This is a genomic window from Glaciimonas sp. OK215 (genome assembly GCF_057787885.1).
Map to the genome: position 1 here is coordinate 5,634,445 of NZ_CM173544.1, position 14,671 is coordinate 5,649,115.

Consider the following 14,671-nt stretch of genomic DNA (forward strand, 5'->3'; position numbering starts at 1 on the left):
TCATGCGCATTCGTTGCCTTCTTTGAGGCGATATTATTTTTTCTTCGACACTGCATTGAAAATCTTTTTTCAACCCGTGTCAAATCATTTTTTCACTTCGTGTAAAATATTTTTTCACTCAGCCGTATGCCAAAGATGCAACTCATGACTAAACCAACTTCTCCGGCAGCCAACCTGTCGATTCGCATTCAGCAGCATCTCGCCCAACTGCCGCAGGCTGAAAAGCGCCTGGCCGACATGATTCTGGAGTCGCCCGGCCACATGGCCAGCTACTCAGCCTCCGAAATCACGAAAATGGCGGGCGTGTCGAATGCCACGATGACCCGACTGGTGCAGCGCCTTGGTTATCAGAATTACGACCAGATGCGGCGCCTGGCACGCCAGGGCATGGACTGGGGCTCTCCGCTGTACCTGCTGGATCGCCAGGAACCGGGCACTGTTACCGATAGTTCGGACTTGTACGAGCAGCATATTGCCGCCAGCACACAAAACATCCGCGGCACTTTTGCCGGCATCTCGCCGCTGCTGGTCAGTGAACTTGGCGCCAAGATCGCCAAGGCTCGCCAGGTGAGGATTTTTGGGCAGCGCAACAATTATTTTTTTGCGGCCTATCTACACTGGCAGTTCATCCAGTTCCGCAGCAACGTTTATGTGCTGCCCCGCGCAGGAGAAACGCTCGCGGAATATCTGGTCGGGTTGGATCCGGAAGACATTTTTATCGTCTTCGGGCTGCGGCGGCGCAATCCGCTGCTGGCCGAATTGATTGCAGCGGTTAGCCGTTTCGGCGTGAAAACGCTGCTGATCACGGATTCCGCCAACCGTGGCGACCTGGGAGCGACCTGGGTGCTCAAATGCGATACCAAAAGCCCGATACCGCTCGATAACCACACCGCCGTGATGGCGCTCTGCCACGTTCTGTCCGCGCAGGTGATTGAAAAAGTCGGTACCGTGGGTCGACAGCGGCTGGTAAAAATTGAAGAGCTGCACGCAGCGTTGAAAGAGTTGTGAGCGATTGAGATTGCGCCACGCATGCGCTGGCGGCAACGATAGCGGGTGGTAATGAAGTCTGTCGGACTTAGCGAGGCGCAGCGAAACTCAGAATAGCCGAGTCCGCTGCCCGATAGTTAATGCGAAAGCCGGTAGCCGACCGAAGTCACGGCGCAATCACCTGCACGCCATGTTTAGCAAAAATCTTGGCCATCTCACCGGATGCAATCAACGCGTCGGTCGCGTCTTGCAATAATTTGACGAGCGCGATGTCATCCTTTTTCACCGCCATGCCAAGCACCCAGCCTTTGCGTGGCAAGCGCTGAAACGCGACCTCGCTCATTTGATAATTGGGATCTTTTCTCAACACCGATTCTATTTCCGATCGGTTGGCGACTACCCCATCCAGTTCGCCTGCCTTGAGTTTTTCAAGTGCTTCCGTTGCCGTCGGATAGATTTTCACGCCGTCCCGAAACTTGCCGTCTTCCGCACCAAGAAGCAAAACTGCGCCGATCGACACCTTTTCGACACCAATCTTCTTTCCGGCGATCGCATCGAGATGATCGAAGCGCGGCAGCTTGCGTATGTCCCGTACCAGACACACCGTCTCACGATGATACGGTGCGAAAATTTCCACCTTGTCATTCTGCTGCATCAGACTCTGATCGACCGGCACATGGAGTAGAACATCAGCCGGACCGTAGCCGAGATAGTGTCCCTTCCAGACCATGTTGCGCAAATCGTCGCTCAGCTCTTCGCCGGCAGGAAACGGCAGCAAGCTCAGCTTCAGTCCCAGCTTGTCGGCCAGTGCCGCCGCCAGATCGATATCAATGCCGCCGTCGCTCGCCGAAAACGGTGCAAAATCGTTATACACAGCCACCTTCAGCACACCGGACTGCTTGATTTTCAGAAAATCGGCATTCGCTTGCGCTTGCGCCGTCGACCATAGACATAGGCACGCGAGCGCTAACATCGCGCTCAGGACTCTACGAGAAAATTTATACATGGTGCAGCACCCTATTCTGTTTGCAAATGTCTCCGCTACCATGACATAGCCACGCCTGACTCACACACTTTGAAGCACACAATCCGCGTGGCTCTGCCGGCTTACTTGATTGCGCGCAAGGTCTCAAGGTAAGCCTTGATGGACCACATGGCTTCCTGATTCAGGACACCTTCGAACGGTGGCATGTAGACAGCGCCATTGCGCACCTTCCCATGACGAATGGATACCAGGAAATATTTATCCGTTTCCTTGTAGCAGGCTTGTTTTTTCGCTTCGCTTTTGAGATCCGTACAGTCGCGATCCAACAACCGCAAATCCGGCGCAATACCGCCGGATTGCGCCTGCAGTCCATGGCATCGTGCGCAATTTTCAGCGTATCCGGATGTTCCGATTTTCACCGCTTCCTTCTGGCCGCTATAGGGGTTTTCAGTGCGCCATGCCGGTCCAAGTGCAGGCAATGTTTTTGTATCTATCGGCTGCGGCGTCACATCGCCATGCGCAAACGCAAACGATGGCGTCAATACAGCGGCCAATAAAGAACAACCCGAAATGATGTGTCTAATATTTTTCATACAATCTCCTCGACAACGTTTTGACAGAATGAGGAGGTAGAGGCAATTGCCGTGCCAGGAAAATCAGGCGCACAGCGGTGTGGTTTCTGTTCCATTTCTGAACAGGTGGAATAGCAGGTGCCATATAAATGCACAGCCTGAAAACAAGGAATGGCATGCCGTCTGGATCAACGCTCCGCAGGAGACCGGGCCATGCGCCGGCAGGCAAGCGGCGCCACCGACGATAAAACGGCGTTGTGCGTGGCACGCTTTCTGCATGCAATACGCACATGATGATAGAAGAATCCCGTCTGCGCTCTATAGCGTATGGCTTGTCCGAAACGGAGAAGCCCGATTTCAGTCCCATAGAGCGGACTGATTTGTCGCTATTGCTGGAGCAAAACCGCATTCTGCATACGCATGCGTTGCCGGTGATGGAAACACTCTACGAACAAATCATCAATACCCACAACATGGTGATCCTGACCGACGTCAACGGTCTGATCGTGCACACCTTGGGAGACGACGATTTTTTGGAGAAGGCCAATCGGGTCGCACTCAAACCCGGTGTCACATGGTCGGAGGCCAGCAAAGGCACCAATGCGATTGGCACCGCGATCGCGGAGCAACTGCCGGTACAAATACATGCCAACCAGCATTATCTGGTGGCCAATCACTTTCTGACATGCTCGGCGGCGCCGATTCTCGATCATCAGGGCAATGTGATCGGCGTGCTGGATGTGACCGGGGATCAATCCAGTTTTCACAAGCATACGATGGCGCTGGTGCGGATGTCGGCGCAGATGATCGAAAATCATATGTTTTCGGCTGCGTTCCAGGATGCCATCACCTTGCACTTCAATACACGACCGGAATTCATCGGCACGCTGATGGAAGGGATTGCCTCGTTCACCCCGGGCGGAAGATTCCTTTCTGCCAACCGGACCGGATTGTTTCAGCTGGGCTTGTCGTTACCGGCACTGCGATTACATACATTCAGCTCACTCTTCGGCTTACCCATCTCCGCCTTGTTCGACCATTACCGTACGGCCGTACCCGGATTGCTGAATCTTTGCATGCCTAACGGCGTGCGCGTGTATGGACGTGCCGAACTGCATCTCGCCAATAATGCCTTCCACCATGCCGTGGAGTTGGTCCGCGACGCCGATGACGAAGACACCGGCACAAACCAGAGCTTGTGCTCGGCAGCTGGCAATCGCACGAACCAGACGGCCCGACGCATGTCCGGACTCCGCTATCTGAATACCGGCGATCCGCAGGTAAGCGCCCTGATCGACAAGGTTAACAAAGTGCTGGGACGCGACATTCCGATTCTCATCATGGGCGAGACCGGAACCGGCAAAGAATTGCTGGCGCAAGCGATCCACAATGATTCGCCGCGTGCCAACGGTCCGTTTGTGGCGGTCAATTGCGCGTCCATTCCCGAAACGCTGATTGAATCGGAATTGTTCGGATATGAAGACGGCGCGTTTACCGGTGCGCGTAAAAAGGGCGCCATCGGCAAGATCCTGCAAGCCAATGGAGGGACGCTGTTCCTCGACGAAATCGGCGACATGCCGTCCAATCTGCAGTCGCGTCTGTTACGGGTACTGCAAGAACGCATGGTCACGCCGCTGGGGAGTACCAAGTCAATCACCGTGAATGTCGAATTGATCTGCGCCACCAATCGCAATCTGCGCGACCTGATCGCCAAAGGCAGCTTCCGCGAAGACCTTTACTACCGCCTGAACGGTCTGGTAGTCAGGTTACCGCCGCTACGTGAGCGGACCGATATAGAAATCGTCGTCGAGAAAATACTCATGGCAGAGTCCGCCGGCGGACGCTATACGGTCACACCTGACATCATGCGGCTGTTCAAGCTGCATGGCTGGCCGGGCAATTTCCGCCAACTGACGAACTTGTTACGCACCGCGATCGTCATGGCCGATCAGGATCGCGAAATTCAACACCAGCATCTGCCGGACGATTTTCTCGAAGACATCGAACAGTCGCAAGCCCATGAAGCGAATCAGAATACCAATTTACTGGTTTCCAGCGGCGCCAATCTCGAACAGGTAGAGCGATCGGTTATCCAAAAGTCGTTGGCCTCCAATGGCGGCAACGTATCCGCCACAGCGCGAGCCCTGGGCGTGTCGCGCAACACCATCTATCGCAAGATTCTCTGAAAAAAAGCGTCGGTCACAGCACATTTCGCAGATCATGAATGGCCTGTTGCAGCGCGCTCCGGATGGCGGGATCGGACGGCGTATGGGTTCCCCCGGCCACCCATCGCAAGTCGGCATGCGGCATGAATCGTTGCAGGCGACAGGCATTCTCCGGCGGACAAATCCAGTCGTGCGTACCGTGAATCATGATGGTCGGCACGCTTGCGGCCTTGCGTGCAGAACGGAATAGCCTGCCCTCGGTGACAAAACAGCGATGCGACAGGTACTGCGCTTGCAGGATGTATTTCGCCAATCTTGCCGCGCTGCCGCTTGCCGGCATCGCTACCGCCACTCCCGTCATCGCCTGCAACACGGCATCTTCATAATCACTCCAACGCGCTGCGGCGTCGTGTTGTTCATCACATGTTCCGTTTTGCAGCAGCGCTGTTAAGGATTGGAGCACATCCTCTTTCTGGAAATGCGTCCATCCATGGGTCAGACGCCCCCATGCATCCGGCACCAAAGCCCGCAGCGACTGGAAAAACCAGGTCATCTCGCGAGGACTTGCCAGAAACGTCCCGCGCAACACCAGTCCGGTCAATCGGTCGGGGTGGCATCCGGCGTACAGGATGCCCAGCGTGGCCCCCCACGAGCCACCCACGACCAGCCACCGATCGATGCGCAAGTGCCGGCGCATATGCTCGATATCGAGGATCAGATCGGGCGTACGGTTATGCGCCAGCAAGGCGCTCGGGATGCTGCGTCCGGCACCGCGCTGATCGAACAGCACAACCCGCTGGCGCGACAAATCGAACCAATCCAGCATCCCCGTACTGCAACCGCTACCCGGCCCGCCATGCAAGACCACTGCCGCAGGCGCATCGATGCAGCCATATTCGGCGAAATACAGGCTATGCCCGTCGCCGACGGACAACCAGCCGGCGTGGAATGGCGCAGGAAAAACCTTCGGCATGGAACTTGCGTTTATCGACATGATTGCATCAGTTGTTAAGGCGCCTTATGGGCAATGCTTGCATGCAATCACAAATCGTACCTGGTATTTTTTTCTATTCAATGGAGTCAATCATGACCTGGAACAAACCTGCGTTTTCCGACCTGCGTTTTGGCTTTGAAATCACAATGTACATCGCCAATCGTTAATAGCTAATCAGCATCTTTGGACAGTGCGGCGATTGCAAAACGATCGCCGCACCTGATCCCGGGCTTAACCTACTCAAACAATGAAAATCATCGTATTAGGCTCTTCAGCAGGTGGCGGTTTCCCGCAATGGAACTGTAATTGCCGTAACTGCAGCGGCGTCCGCGACGGCAGCATCAACGCCCGGCCACGCACGCAATCGTCGATTGCGGTGTCGTCCAACGGCAGCGACTGGGTATTGATCAATGCCTCGCCCGACATCCTGACGCAGCTGCGCGCCACGCCGGCGCTGCAGCCGGGGCGCAGCGCCCGCGACACCGGCATCGCCGCGGTGATGCTGATGGATGCGCAAATCGACCACGTGACCGGACTATTGATGTTGCGGGAAGGCCGTCCGCTGCCGCTGTATTGCACGGCGGCGGTATGGGACGATCTCACCATCGGCTTGCCGCTGGTCCACGTGCTATCGCATTACTGCGGCGTGCAATGGCACGTTCTCGCCCCCAACCACACCATCGCGCCGGTGGAAGTGCCGGGGATAGACGACATCCGCTTTACGCCGTTGATGCTCTCCAGCAAAGCGCCGCCCTACTCGCCGCATCGGGAAATGTCGCAGCCCGGCGATAACCTGGGGCTCCTCATCGAAAACAAGAAGAACGGAAAGAAGATTTTCTATGCGCCCGGCCTGGGGAAAATCGAAGCGCATATAGAGGCGGCCATGCATGCAGCCGATTGCCTGCTGGTCGACGGCACCTTATGGACGGAAGATGAAATGATCCGGCTGGGTTTTTCCGCCAAGAAATCGGCCGACATGGGGCACCTGCCGCAGTCGGGCAAAGGCGGCATGATCGAGGTGCTGGATGCGATCGCCGGACCGCGCAAGATACTGATACACATCAACAACACGAACCCGATGCTGGATGAGGATTCCGCAGAGCGGGCAATCCTGACGCAGCACGGCATCGAAGTCGCATTTGACGGCATGGAGATCGATCTATGACTAAGCTGATACAACCCGCAGGCGACACTTCCCGCGCATGGGACCACGCCGAATTCGAAGCGCAACTGCGCGCCAAAGGCAGCGGCTACCATATCCACCATCCATTCAACGTCAAGATGAACAACGGTTTGCTCAGCCCTGAGCAGCTGCGCGGCTGGGTTGTCAATCGCTTCTATTATCAGATCAATATTCCGCAAAAAGACGGCGCCATCATCGCCAACTGTCCCGATCGCGCCATACGCCGCAAGTGGGTCCAGCGCATACTCGATCACGACGGCGCGGAAGGCAATGCCGGCGGGATTGAAGCATGGGCCCGGCTCGGCGCAGCCGTTGGCATTCCACGCAGCGAGCTATGGTCGTTGCAGCATGTGGTGCCCGGGGTGCGGTTTGCCGTCGATGCCTATGTCAATTTCGCGCGGCACGCACCATGGCAAGAAGCCGTCTGTTCCTCCTTGACGGAAATGTTTGCCCCAAAAATCCACAAGGACCGTTTAGCCAACTGGCCGCAGCATTACGCCTGGATCGAAGCCGACGGCTTGCAGTATTTCCGCAGCCGCATCTCGCTCGCCGAGCGCGATGTCGAGCACGGACTGCAAGTGACGCTAGCCCACTTCATCACACGTGCCCAGCAGGACCGTGCGCTGGAGATCTTGCAGTTCAAACTCGATGTGTTGTGGTCGCTGTCGGACGCCATCGAAAAAGCCTACCCTTAACCTTACTTCGTGGAGCACCCGATGACTACCCACCCAGACAAGCCAAAATTATCCAGACTGTTTCGACTGCAATGGGAAGATGCGCAAAGCAATTACGTGCTGCTCTACCCGGAAGGCATGGTGCAGCTCAATCGCAGCGCAGCAGAAATCCTCAAACTGTGCGATGGCGAGCGCGACGTGTCGGCCATCACGCACACCCTGGAGCGGGCGTTTTCCGTGAGCGGATTACGGGCCGATGTGGATGACTTTTTACGGACAGCCAATGAACGCAACTGGATTACCTGAGAACATGCGCGGACTTCACCATGCCAACGCAGCGCCGCCACTCTGGCTACTCGCGGAATTGACGTATCGTTGCCCGCTGCATTGCGTGTTCTGCTACAACCCGCTGAACTATGCGGAGAACAACAAGGAACTGAGTACTGCGCAATGGATAGACGTGATGCGGCAGGCACGCAGGCTCGGGGCCGCCCAACTCGGCTTCTCCGGCGGCGAGCCGCTGCTGCGCGACGATCTGGAAGAGCTGATCGAAGAGGGCCATCGACTCGGTTACTACACCAATCTGATTACCTCCGGCGTCGGTCTGACCGAAACCCGCATCGCGCGCATGAAACAGCTTGGCCTCGATCACATCCAGCTATCGTTCCAGGATTCGACCAGGGAAATGAATGATTTCCTGTCGAGCACCAAGACCTTCGATCTGAAATCGCGCGTGGCCAGACTCATCAAACAGTATGACTATCCGATGGTGTTGAACGTGGTATTGCATCGCTACAATCTCGATCACGTCGACCGCATCATCGAGATGGCGCTCGCCATGGAGGTGGAATACCTGGAGCTGGCGAATACGCAATACTACGGCTGGGGCTTGGTCAATCGCGCCCATCTTCTGCCTACCCGCGCACAGGTCGAAAAATCCGAAGCGGTCGTCAACGCATATCGTTCCCGTATCGGCAACAAGGTAAAAATCCTGTTCGTTGTGCCCGACTACTTCGAGGAACGCCCCAAGGCCTGCATGAACGGCTGGGGTTCCGTATTCCTCGCAATCGGCGCCGATGGCACCGCCCTGCCCTGTCATGCGGCAAGGTCCCTGCCTGGCATTGAATTTCCGAACGTGACGCAATATAGCCTGCACGACATCTGGCAACACAGCGATGCGTTCAATCTGTATCGCGGCGATGACTGGATGCAGGAACCGTGTCGCACTTGTCCCGAGAAGAAAAAAGACTTCGGCGGCTGCCGTTGTCAGGCACTCGCCCTGACCGGCGATGCCACCAATGCCGATCCGGTGTGCAGCAAATCGGCACAGCATGGCGTGATACAGAATATCGTGTTGCAGGCCGGACGCAAGAGCGACGCAAGCGTGCCGGAGCAGCCTGTTCTGTTTCGGACGGATGCCAATTCACGGCGTTTCTTTGACGGAAAATCCTAGGAGCCTGTTGACTCACTCAGCAGTTCGGTCGTCGTTATTTGAAACGGTCGCTGCTCCGTGGAAGCTAGTCGGGGGTGGCCCGACAGCCAGTCACTTTTCTTGCTTCGCCAAGAAAAGTAACCAAAAGAAGGCGACCGCAAAGCCACTGCCCTCCCGTTGGTCGGGTCCCCAAATGAGACGACTGGCGTTCGGGAGGGAAAACAAACTCGCTGCGCTCAGACAAGTTTTCCCTCTTTATCCGAACGCCAGTCGTCTCATTTGGCAGCGTCTCAATGCGGAAGATCAAAAGCAACGTCAACTGCAACCTCAACAGCAACCCCTCGGCGCTCCGTGGTGGGTTAAGCGGTGGAACAATGATGCGGCACGCTGCGCTGCCGGCAAATACAGTCCCCGATTCACTGCAGAGGCTGTGGGTTTTGACGTTGCTTTTGAATTCCGCATTGAGACGTTGCCAAATGGGGCGGGTGCCAGTCGGGAATTGTGGGGAAACTTGTCTGAGCGCAGCGAGTTTGTTTCTCCACCCGACTGGCGCCCGCCCCATTTGGGGACCCGCCAACGGCGGGCAACGGCTTTGCGTCGCCTTCTTTTGGTTACTTTTCTTGGCGAAGCAAGAAAAGTGACTGGCTGCCGGGCCACTCCCGGCTTGCCTCCACGGAGTAGCAACCGTGTTAGATACGCAACGACCAAATTACCTGATGCGCACAATAAAATATTTAAAAAAAAGCTGACGACCGTAGTCGTCAGCCAAAACGCCTCAGGGCGGGAAGAAGTAAGCTGTCTTCAATACCTTGACGACCTGGAAGCTGCTAACGTTACTGCGGACCGAGTTTGAAAACCCATACCGATCCACCTTGTTCAATGGCGCTGATTTTCTTGGCAACCTCGCCGCCCCACAACGGTACTGCGCCACCCCAGCCAGACACCACGGCGATATACTGGGTATCGCCATCCTTCCATGTCACCGGCGGCGCCACGACACCGGAGCCGGTCTGGAATTTCCAGAGTTCCTTCCCGGTCTTGGCATCGACCGCTTTCAGGAATCCTTCCGGTGTCCCGTAAAACACCAGGCCGCCGGCCGTCGTCATCACGCCACCCCAAAGCGGCGCGCTGTTTTTGATTTCCCAGACGATCTTGCCGGTCTTGGGATCGATCGCGCGCATCGCACCGATGTAATCGTCGTTGATCGGACGGATGGTAAAGCTGGCACCGAGAAAAGCACTGCCTTTCTTGTAGCTGACCGGCTCATTCCATATATCCATGCCCCATTCGTTGGCTGGAACGTAGAACAGCTTGGTTTGCGGACTGTAGGCCATCGGCATCTGATTCTTGGCGCCAAGGAAAGCCGGGGCGGCAAATACGGTCGCCCCTTTCTTGCCTGCTTCACCCTTGGTCGGGTCGCCGGGGCGTCCCTGCTCAAGGAAGTTAGGACGACCGGTTTTCAGATTGATGCCGGAGGCCCAGGTGATTTTCTTGACGAATGGAAAAGCGTTTTCCAGTTTGCCGTTTTTGGCGTCAATCACGTAAAAGAAACCGTTGCGATCGGCCTTTCCGCCATAGCGTTTCCCATCCATGTCGAACGTGACAAACTCGTTGACGCCGTCGTAATCCCAGCCATCGTGCGGAGTCGTCTGATAGCTCCATTTGATCTTCCCCGTGTCCACATCCAGCGCTACGGTGGACGCGGAATACAGGTTATCGCCCGGACGCAAATGACTGTTCCAGGGAGCGGGATTGCCGGTGCCGAAATAGGCCAGGCCGGTCGACGCATCGTAAGTCCCGCCCAGCCATGTGGCGCCACCGCCGGTTTTCCACAAATCGCCGGGCCAGGATTTGTTGGTCGTGCCGGTAATGCCGTTTTCAGTTGCCTTGCCGTCCTTGTCGTATTTGTAGCCCATGTGCCCCTCAATCATCGGACGCGACCAGAGCAGCTGGCCGGTCCGCGGATTGCGTGCCTCGACACGTCCCACGACGCCGAACTCGCCGCCGGACACGCCGGTCAGCAACATGCCTTTGGCAATCAGCGGCGCGGCGGACATGGAGTAGCCGGCAGCATAATCGTCGACCTTCTCTTTCCAGACGATCTTGCCGGTATCCTGATCCAATGCCACCAGTTGCGCGTCGAGCGTGCCGAAGATCACCAGATTGTCATACAAGGCTGCGCCGCGGTTGACAACATCGCAGCAAGGCATGATCCCGTCGGGCAAGCGATGTTCGTATTTCCAGAGCTTGGCGCCGGTCTTCATGTCGATTGCATAGATCCGGGAATACGAAGCGGTCACAAACATTTTGCCGTTATAGATCAATGGCTGCGATTCCTGCCCGCGTTGTTTTTCACCGCCGAACGACATCGACCAGGCTGGCGTGAGCTTGCTCACGGTGCTGGTATTGATTTGCGTCAATGGCGAGAAACGCTGCCCTTGCGTTCCCATCCCCCACGACAAGACATTGTTCGGCGCGTTGGCATCGTTGGCCAGCATCGCATCGGTGACGCCCGCTGCCTGGACAGCAAACGCACTGCCCGCAGCGATGCTGAGCAGAACTCCTATTAGCTTTTTATGCATGTCATCCTCCTGTTTGTGAATTGGATATTTCACTTCTCGTTTAAAAGAATCCCAGAGCGTTGGGGCTGTAGCTGACCAGCAGGTTTTTGGTTTGCTGATAATGATCGAGCATCATCTTGTGGTTTTCACGTCCGATGCCGGATTGCTTGTAACCGCCGAATGCCGCATGCGCCGGGTACAGGTGATAGCAGTTGGTCCATACACGGCCAGCCTGGATCCCGCGTCCCACGCGGAAAGCACGCGAGCCGTCGCGCGTCCACAGGCCCGCGCCCAGGCCGTACAAGGTATCGTTGGCGATTTCCAGTGCGTCGCTTTCATCCTTGAAGGTCGTCACCGACACCACCGGGCCAAAGATTTCCTCCTGGAAGATACGCATCTTGTTATGGCCTTCGAAGATCGTAGGCTGCACATAGTAGCCGCCCTGCAAGTCGCCCGGCAGCGTGGTGCGCTCACCGCCGATCAAGGCTTTCGCGCCTTCCTGGCGGCCGATATCCATGTAGGACAGGATTTTTTCAAGCTGCTCTTGCGATGCCTGCGCGCCGATCATGGTCGCCATATCGAGCGGATTGCCTTGCTTGATCGCGGCCACGCGCTTGACTGCGCGTTCCATGAAGCGGTCATAGATCGACTCCTGGATCAGGACGCGCGACGGGCAAGTGCAGACTTCCCCCTGATTCAGCGCGAACATCGCAAAGCCTTCAAGACATTTGTCGAAGAAGGCATCGTCCTGATCCATGACATCGGCGAAAAAGATGTTGGGCGATTTCCCACCCAGTTCCAGCGTCACCGGAATGATATTTTGCGCAGCGTACTGCATGATCAGACGGCCGGTACCGGTTTCTCCGGTGAATGCAATCTTTGCGATGCGCTTGCTGGAAGCCAGTGGCTTGCCTGCTTCCAGGCCGAAACCGTTGACGACGTTCAGTACGCCGGGCGGCAGCAAGTCGGCGATGAGCTCCATCAAGACCAGGATCGAGGCCGGTGTTTGCTCGGCGGGTTTGAGGACAATGCAATTTCCGGCTGCGAGCGCCGGCGCCATTTTCCACACCGCCATCAGGATCGGGAAGTTCCACGGGATGATCTGTCCGACCACACCGAGCGGCTCGTGAAAATGGTAGGCATAGGTTTCCGCATCGATCTGCGCAACGCTGCCTTCTTGTGCGCGAATGCAGCCGGCGAAATAGCGGAAATGATCAATCGCCAGCGGGATATCCGCCGCCATCGTTTCGCGGAGTGGTTTGCCGTTGTCGATGGTCTCGGCCGTGGCCAGACGCTCCAGATTGGCCTCCATCCGGTCTGCGATCTTGTTGAGGATATTCGCGCGTTGCGCAAGCGAGGTTTTGCCCCAGCTGGCTTTGGCCGCATGTGCCGCGTCCAGCGCCAGTTCTATATCTTCTGCAGTAGAACGCGCAACCTCACAAAAAACCTGGCCTGTAATCGGCGTGATATTTTGAAAATAGATGCCGTTGACCGGCGCCACGAATTTGCCGCCGATAAAATTATCGTAGCGTTGCTTGAATGGGCTCTCGACGCCGAGTTTGCTGATGTCTGCTAGATTCATGTCTTGCTCCTGTTGATATAGTTGTGGAATCGAATTCTTCCGAGTTGGCACCTTCGAACACTGCAGCTATTCAGCAATCGCCATGCCAGCCCGGTTTGCACGGGTCGCGCTCATTGAAACCGCCCTGCAGCGGCCTCGATCGGACACGGGATGCGCTGCGTTCTTCTCGTGACCAGAGGACAAGCAGACGACTTCCGGTCACGACGACACCTCTGCCAATGCCTGGCGCAGCTGTCATATTTCTGAACACCTGATAAATTTACTGTTCCAAAATGCGCATAACGCATCGATCAGAAGGCATGCTTGATACCCAACTCAACGGCGGTGGTGGTTTTTCCTGCGGTGGCAAGGAACAGATTATTATTTGCCACGCCGAACGGCGCACCGGCGCTATAGCCGCTGCCCGCGTTCACTCCCGAGACCAGGGCGTAAAGGGTTGTGCGCCTGGACAAGGCATAGTCATCGCTGAGTATCCACGTTCTGGAGGTATCGCTGACGCCGTCTTTGTTGGTCGAATAGTAGTACGCCAGGGTCGCGCTATTGGCTGCCGAAGTCCGGTAATTCAGGCCGGCGCCAACCACGCGATACTGCGCCAATCCGGCTCTCGACCCCGGATCGCTATTCTTGTTGTTCAGGTAGTTGAGCGTCACCGTCGCATCGCCCAAGGTATAGCCGGCACCGACGCTATATTTTCTGGTTTGGATTCCGCTTCCCCCGATCGCCCCGAGCGACTGCCCATTGTCCGACTGGTAAGCCGCCGACAGCGTGACCGGGCCGGTATAGGTCGCGCCCAGCGCAATGACGCGGTTCGCGGTATTGCTGCCGGCATTGCCGCCCAGGCTGACCGAGCCGCTCAAATTGACATCCGCAATTTTGGTGCTGAGGCCCACGGCATTCGCCACGAACACGTCGATGACGGCATTCGAATTGGCGGGTGCCGTCGCCGTGCCGGCATTCAAGGGGCTTTGCGTCAGCGCCCAGGAAATCAGGCCGGAAAAAGTTTCTTTCAAGCCGCGCGGGTCGGTTGCGGCAAATGCCAGTACCGCAGGCGAATATTGTTTGCCCAGCGTCAAGGTAGCGTAACTGTTGGAAAGGCCGACATTCGCCTGGCGGCCAAACAGACCGCCCCATTGACCGCCTGCGCCGGTGCCCGAAAAGAAGTGGCCCTCAAGATCGAAATTGGCTTTCAAACCGCCGCCCAGATCTTCACTCCCCTTGAAGCCAAAAATGCTGGGACTGGCGCCGCCGGTGTTGAATGCCGTCACGCTACCGGTCCCGCCGGTTGGTGTTTGTTGATGGTTGAAAAAGGCAACTCCGGCATCCACCACACCATAAATGGTGACTGACGATTGCGCGCATGCGCCACCGGCAATAGTGCCAAGCGCCATCAATGCCAATAACGATTTTTTCCGATGCAATATTTTTTTCATTAAGGTCTCCTCTATCCGTTTGATTTTTTCAATCGCATCAGCTATCGATGCATCGGGCTATGGGCAAAATGCATGCCTGCGGCAAACCGCTGCGTCGTCCGGGAGA

The 14,671-nt window shown here is 56.5% G+C and carries 14 protein-coding genes; 8 read left to right on the forward strand and 6 right to left on the reverse strand.

Translation table 11 applies throughout. The features are described 5' to 3' along the window. The first annotated feature begins 144 nt into the window (after positions 1–144). Positions 145–1,008, forward strand: coding sequence for a MurR/RpiR family transcriptional regulator (locus AC3CHX_RS26050; RefSeq protein ID WP_488630844.1), 864 nt, complete (start codon positions 145–147; stop codon positions 1,006–1,008). A 145-nt stretch (positions 1,009–1,153) separates the two neighbouring features. On the opposite strand, the gene AC3CHX_RS26055 is transcribed toward AC3CHX_RS26050, so the two are convergent. Next, the gene (locus AC3CHX_RS26055; protein ID WP_488630845.1) at positions 1,154–1,960 is read right to left on the reverse strand and encodes a substrate-binding periplasmic protein; all 807 of its coding nucleotides are present in this window, start codon (positions 1,958–1,960) and stop codon (positions 1,154–1,156) included. 134 nt (positions 1,961–2,094) lie between these two features. Next, on the reverse strand, positions 2,095–2,565 hold the full coding sequence (gene pedF / locus AC3CHX_RS26060; RefSeq protein WP_488630846.1) for a cytochrome c-550 PedF: 471 nt from the start codon (positions 2,563–2,565) through the stop codon (positions 2,095–2,097). A 272-nt stretch (positions 2,566–2,837) separates the two neighbouring features. On the opposite strand from pedF, the gene AC3CHX_RS26065 reads away from it, so the two are divergent. Then, positions 2,838–4,730 carry a sigma-54-dependent Fis family transcriptional regulator gene (locus tag AC3CHX_RS26065; RefSeq protein ID WP_488644936.1) on the forward strand — a complete coding sequence of 631 codons (1,893 nt, stop codon included), beginning with the start codon at positions 2,838–2,840 and terminating at the stop codon, positions 4,728–4,730. Positions 4,731–4,743: 13 nt separating this feature from the next. Here the strand turns inward: AC3CHX_RS26065 and AC3CHX_RS26070 are convergent, their stop codons facing one another. Continuing rightward, the gene (locus AC3CHX_RS26070) at positions 4,744–5,703 is read right to left on the reverse strand and encodes an alpha/beta fold hydrolase (protein WP_488630847.1); all 960 of its coding nucleotides are present in this window, start codon (positions 5,701–5,703) and stop codon (positions 4,744–4,746) included. Positions 5,704–5,795: 92 nt separating this feature from the next. Between AC3CHX_RS26070 and pqqA the strand changes: the two genes are divergently transcribed. The 6 genes from pqqA (at position 5,796) to AC3CHX_RS26100 (ending at position 9,845) form a co-directional block, all read left to right on the forward strand. Continuing rightward, on the forward strand, positions 5,796–5,870 hold the full coding sequence (gene pqqA, locus AC3CHX_RS26075; protein ID WP_488644937.1) for a pyrroloquinoline quinone precursor peptide PqqA: 75 nt from the start codon (positions 5,796–5,798) through the stop codon (positions 5,868–5,870). An 80-nt stretch (positions 5,871–5,950) separates the two neighbouring features. Next, positions 5,951–6,868, forward strand: coding sequence for a pyrroloquinoline quinone biosynthesis protein PqqB (gene pqqB, locus AC3CHX_RS26080; protein WP_488630848.1), 918 nt, complete (start codon positions 5,951–5,953; stop codon positions 6,866–6,868). Continuing rightward, positions 6,865–7,581: a pyrroloquinoline-quinone synthase PqqC gene (pqqC, locus tag AC3CHX_RS26085; RefSeq protein ID WP_488630849.1), complete on the forward strand. Its 717-nt coding sequence runs from the start codon at positions 6,865–6,867 to the stop codon at positions 7,579–7,581. The genes pqqB and pqqC overlap by 4 nt, the downstream gene beginning before the upstream one ends. Before the next feature lie 21 nt (positions 7,582–7,602). Beyond that, the gene (pqqD, locus tag AC3CHX_RS26090) at positions 7,603–7,866 is read left to right on the forward strand and encodes a pyrroloquinoline quinone biosynthesis peptide chaperone PqqD (protein WP_488630850.1); all 264 of its coding nucleotides are present in this window, start codon (positions 7,603–7,605) and stop codon (positions 7,864–7,866) included. After that, entirely contained in the window at positions 7,844–9,013 is a 1,170-nt protein-coding gene (gene pqqE / locus AC3CHX_RS26095) for a pyrroloquinoline quinone biosynthesis protein PqqE (RefSeq protein WP_488630851.1), read from the forward strand. Before pqqD ends, pqqE begins: the two co-directional genes overlap by 23 nt. Positions 9,014–9,185: 172 nt before the next feature. Next, the gene (locus AC3CHX_RS26100; RefSeq protein ID WP_488630852.1) at positions 9,186–9,845 is read left to right on the forward strand and encodes a hypothetical protein; all 660 of its coding nucleotides are present in this window, start codon (positions 9,186–9,188) and stop codon (positions 9,843–9,845) included. Here the strand turns inward: AC3CHX_RS26100 and AC3CHX_RS26105 are convergent. The 3 genes from AC3CHX_RS26105 to AC3CHX_RS26115 all read right to left on the reverse strand — a co-directional run bounded on the left by AC3CHX_RS26105 (position 9,826) and on the right by AC3CHX_RS26115 (position 14,565). Next, a complete protein-coding gene (locus AC3CHX_RS26105; RefSeq protein WP_488630853.1) occupies positions 9,826–11,574 on the reverse strand; it encodes a PQQ-dependent methanol/ethanol family dehydrogenase in 1,749 nt (582 codons plus the stop codon). The two genes, AC3CHX_RS26100 and AC3CHX_RS26105, sit on opposite strands and share 20 nt — an antisense overlap. 40 nt (positions 11,575–11,614) lie before the next feature. Then, positions 11,615–13,135 (reverse strand): aldehyde dehydrogenase, encoded by a 1,521-nt coding sequence (gene adh, locus AC3CHX_RS26110; protein WP_488630854.1) that lies wholly within the window; start codon positions 13,133–13,135, stop codon positions 11,615–11,617. Between the two features lie 290 nt (positions 13,136–13,425). Then, entirely contained in the window at positions 13,426–14,565 is a 1,140-nt protein-coding gene (locus AC3CHX_RS26115) for a porin (RefSeq protein WP_488630855.1), read from the reverse strand. Positions 14,566–14,671: the final 106 nt, after the last annotated feature.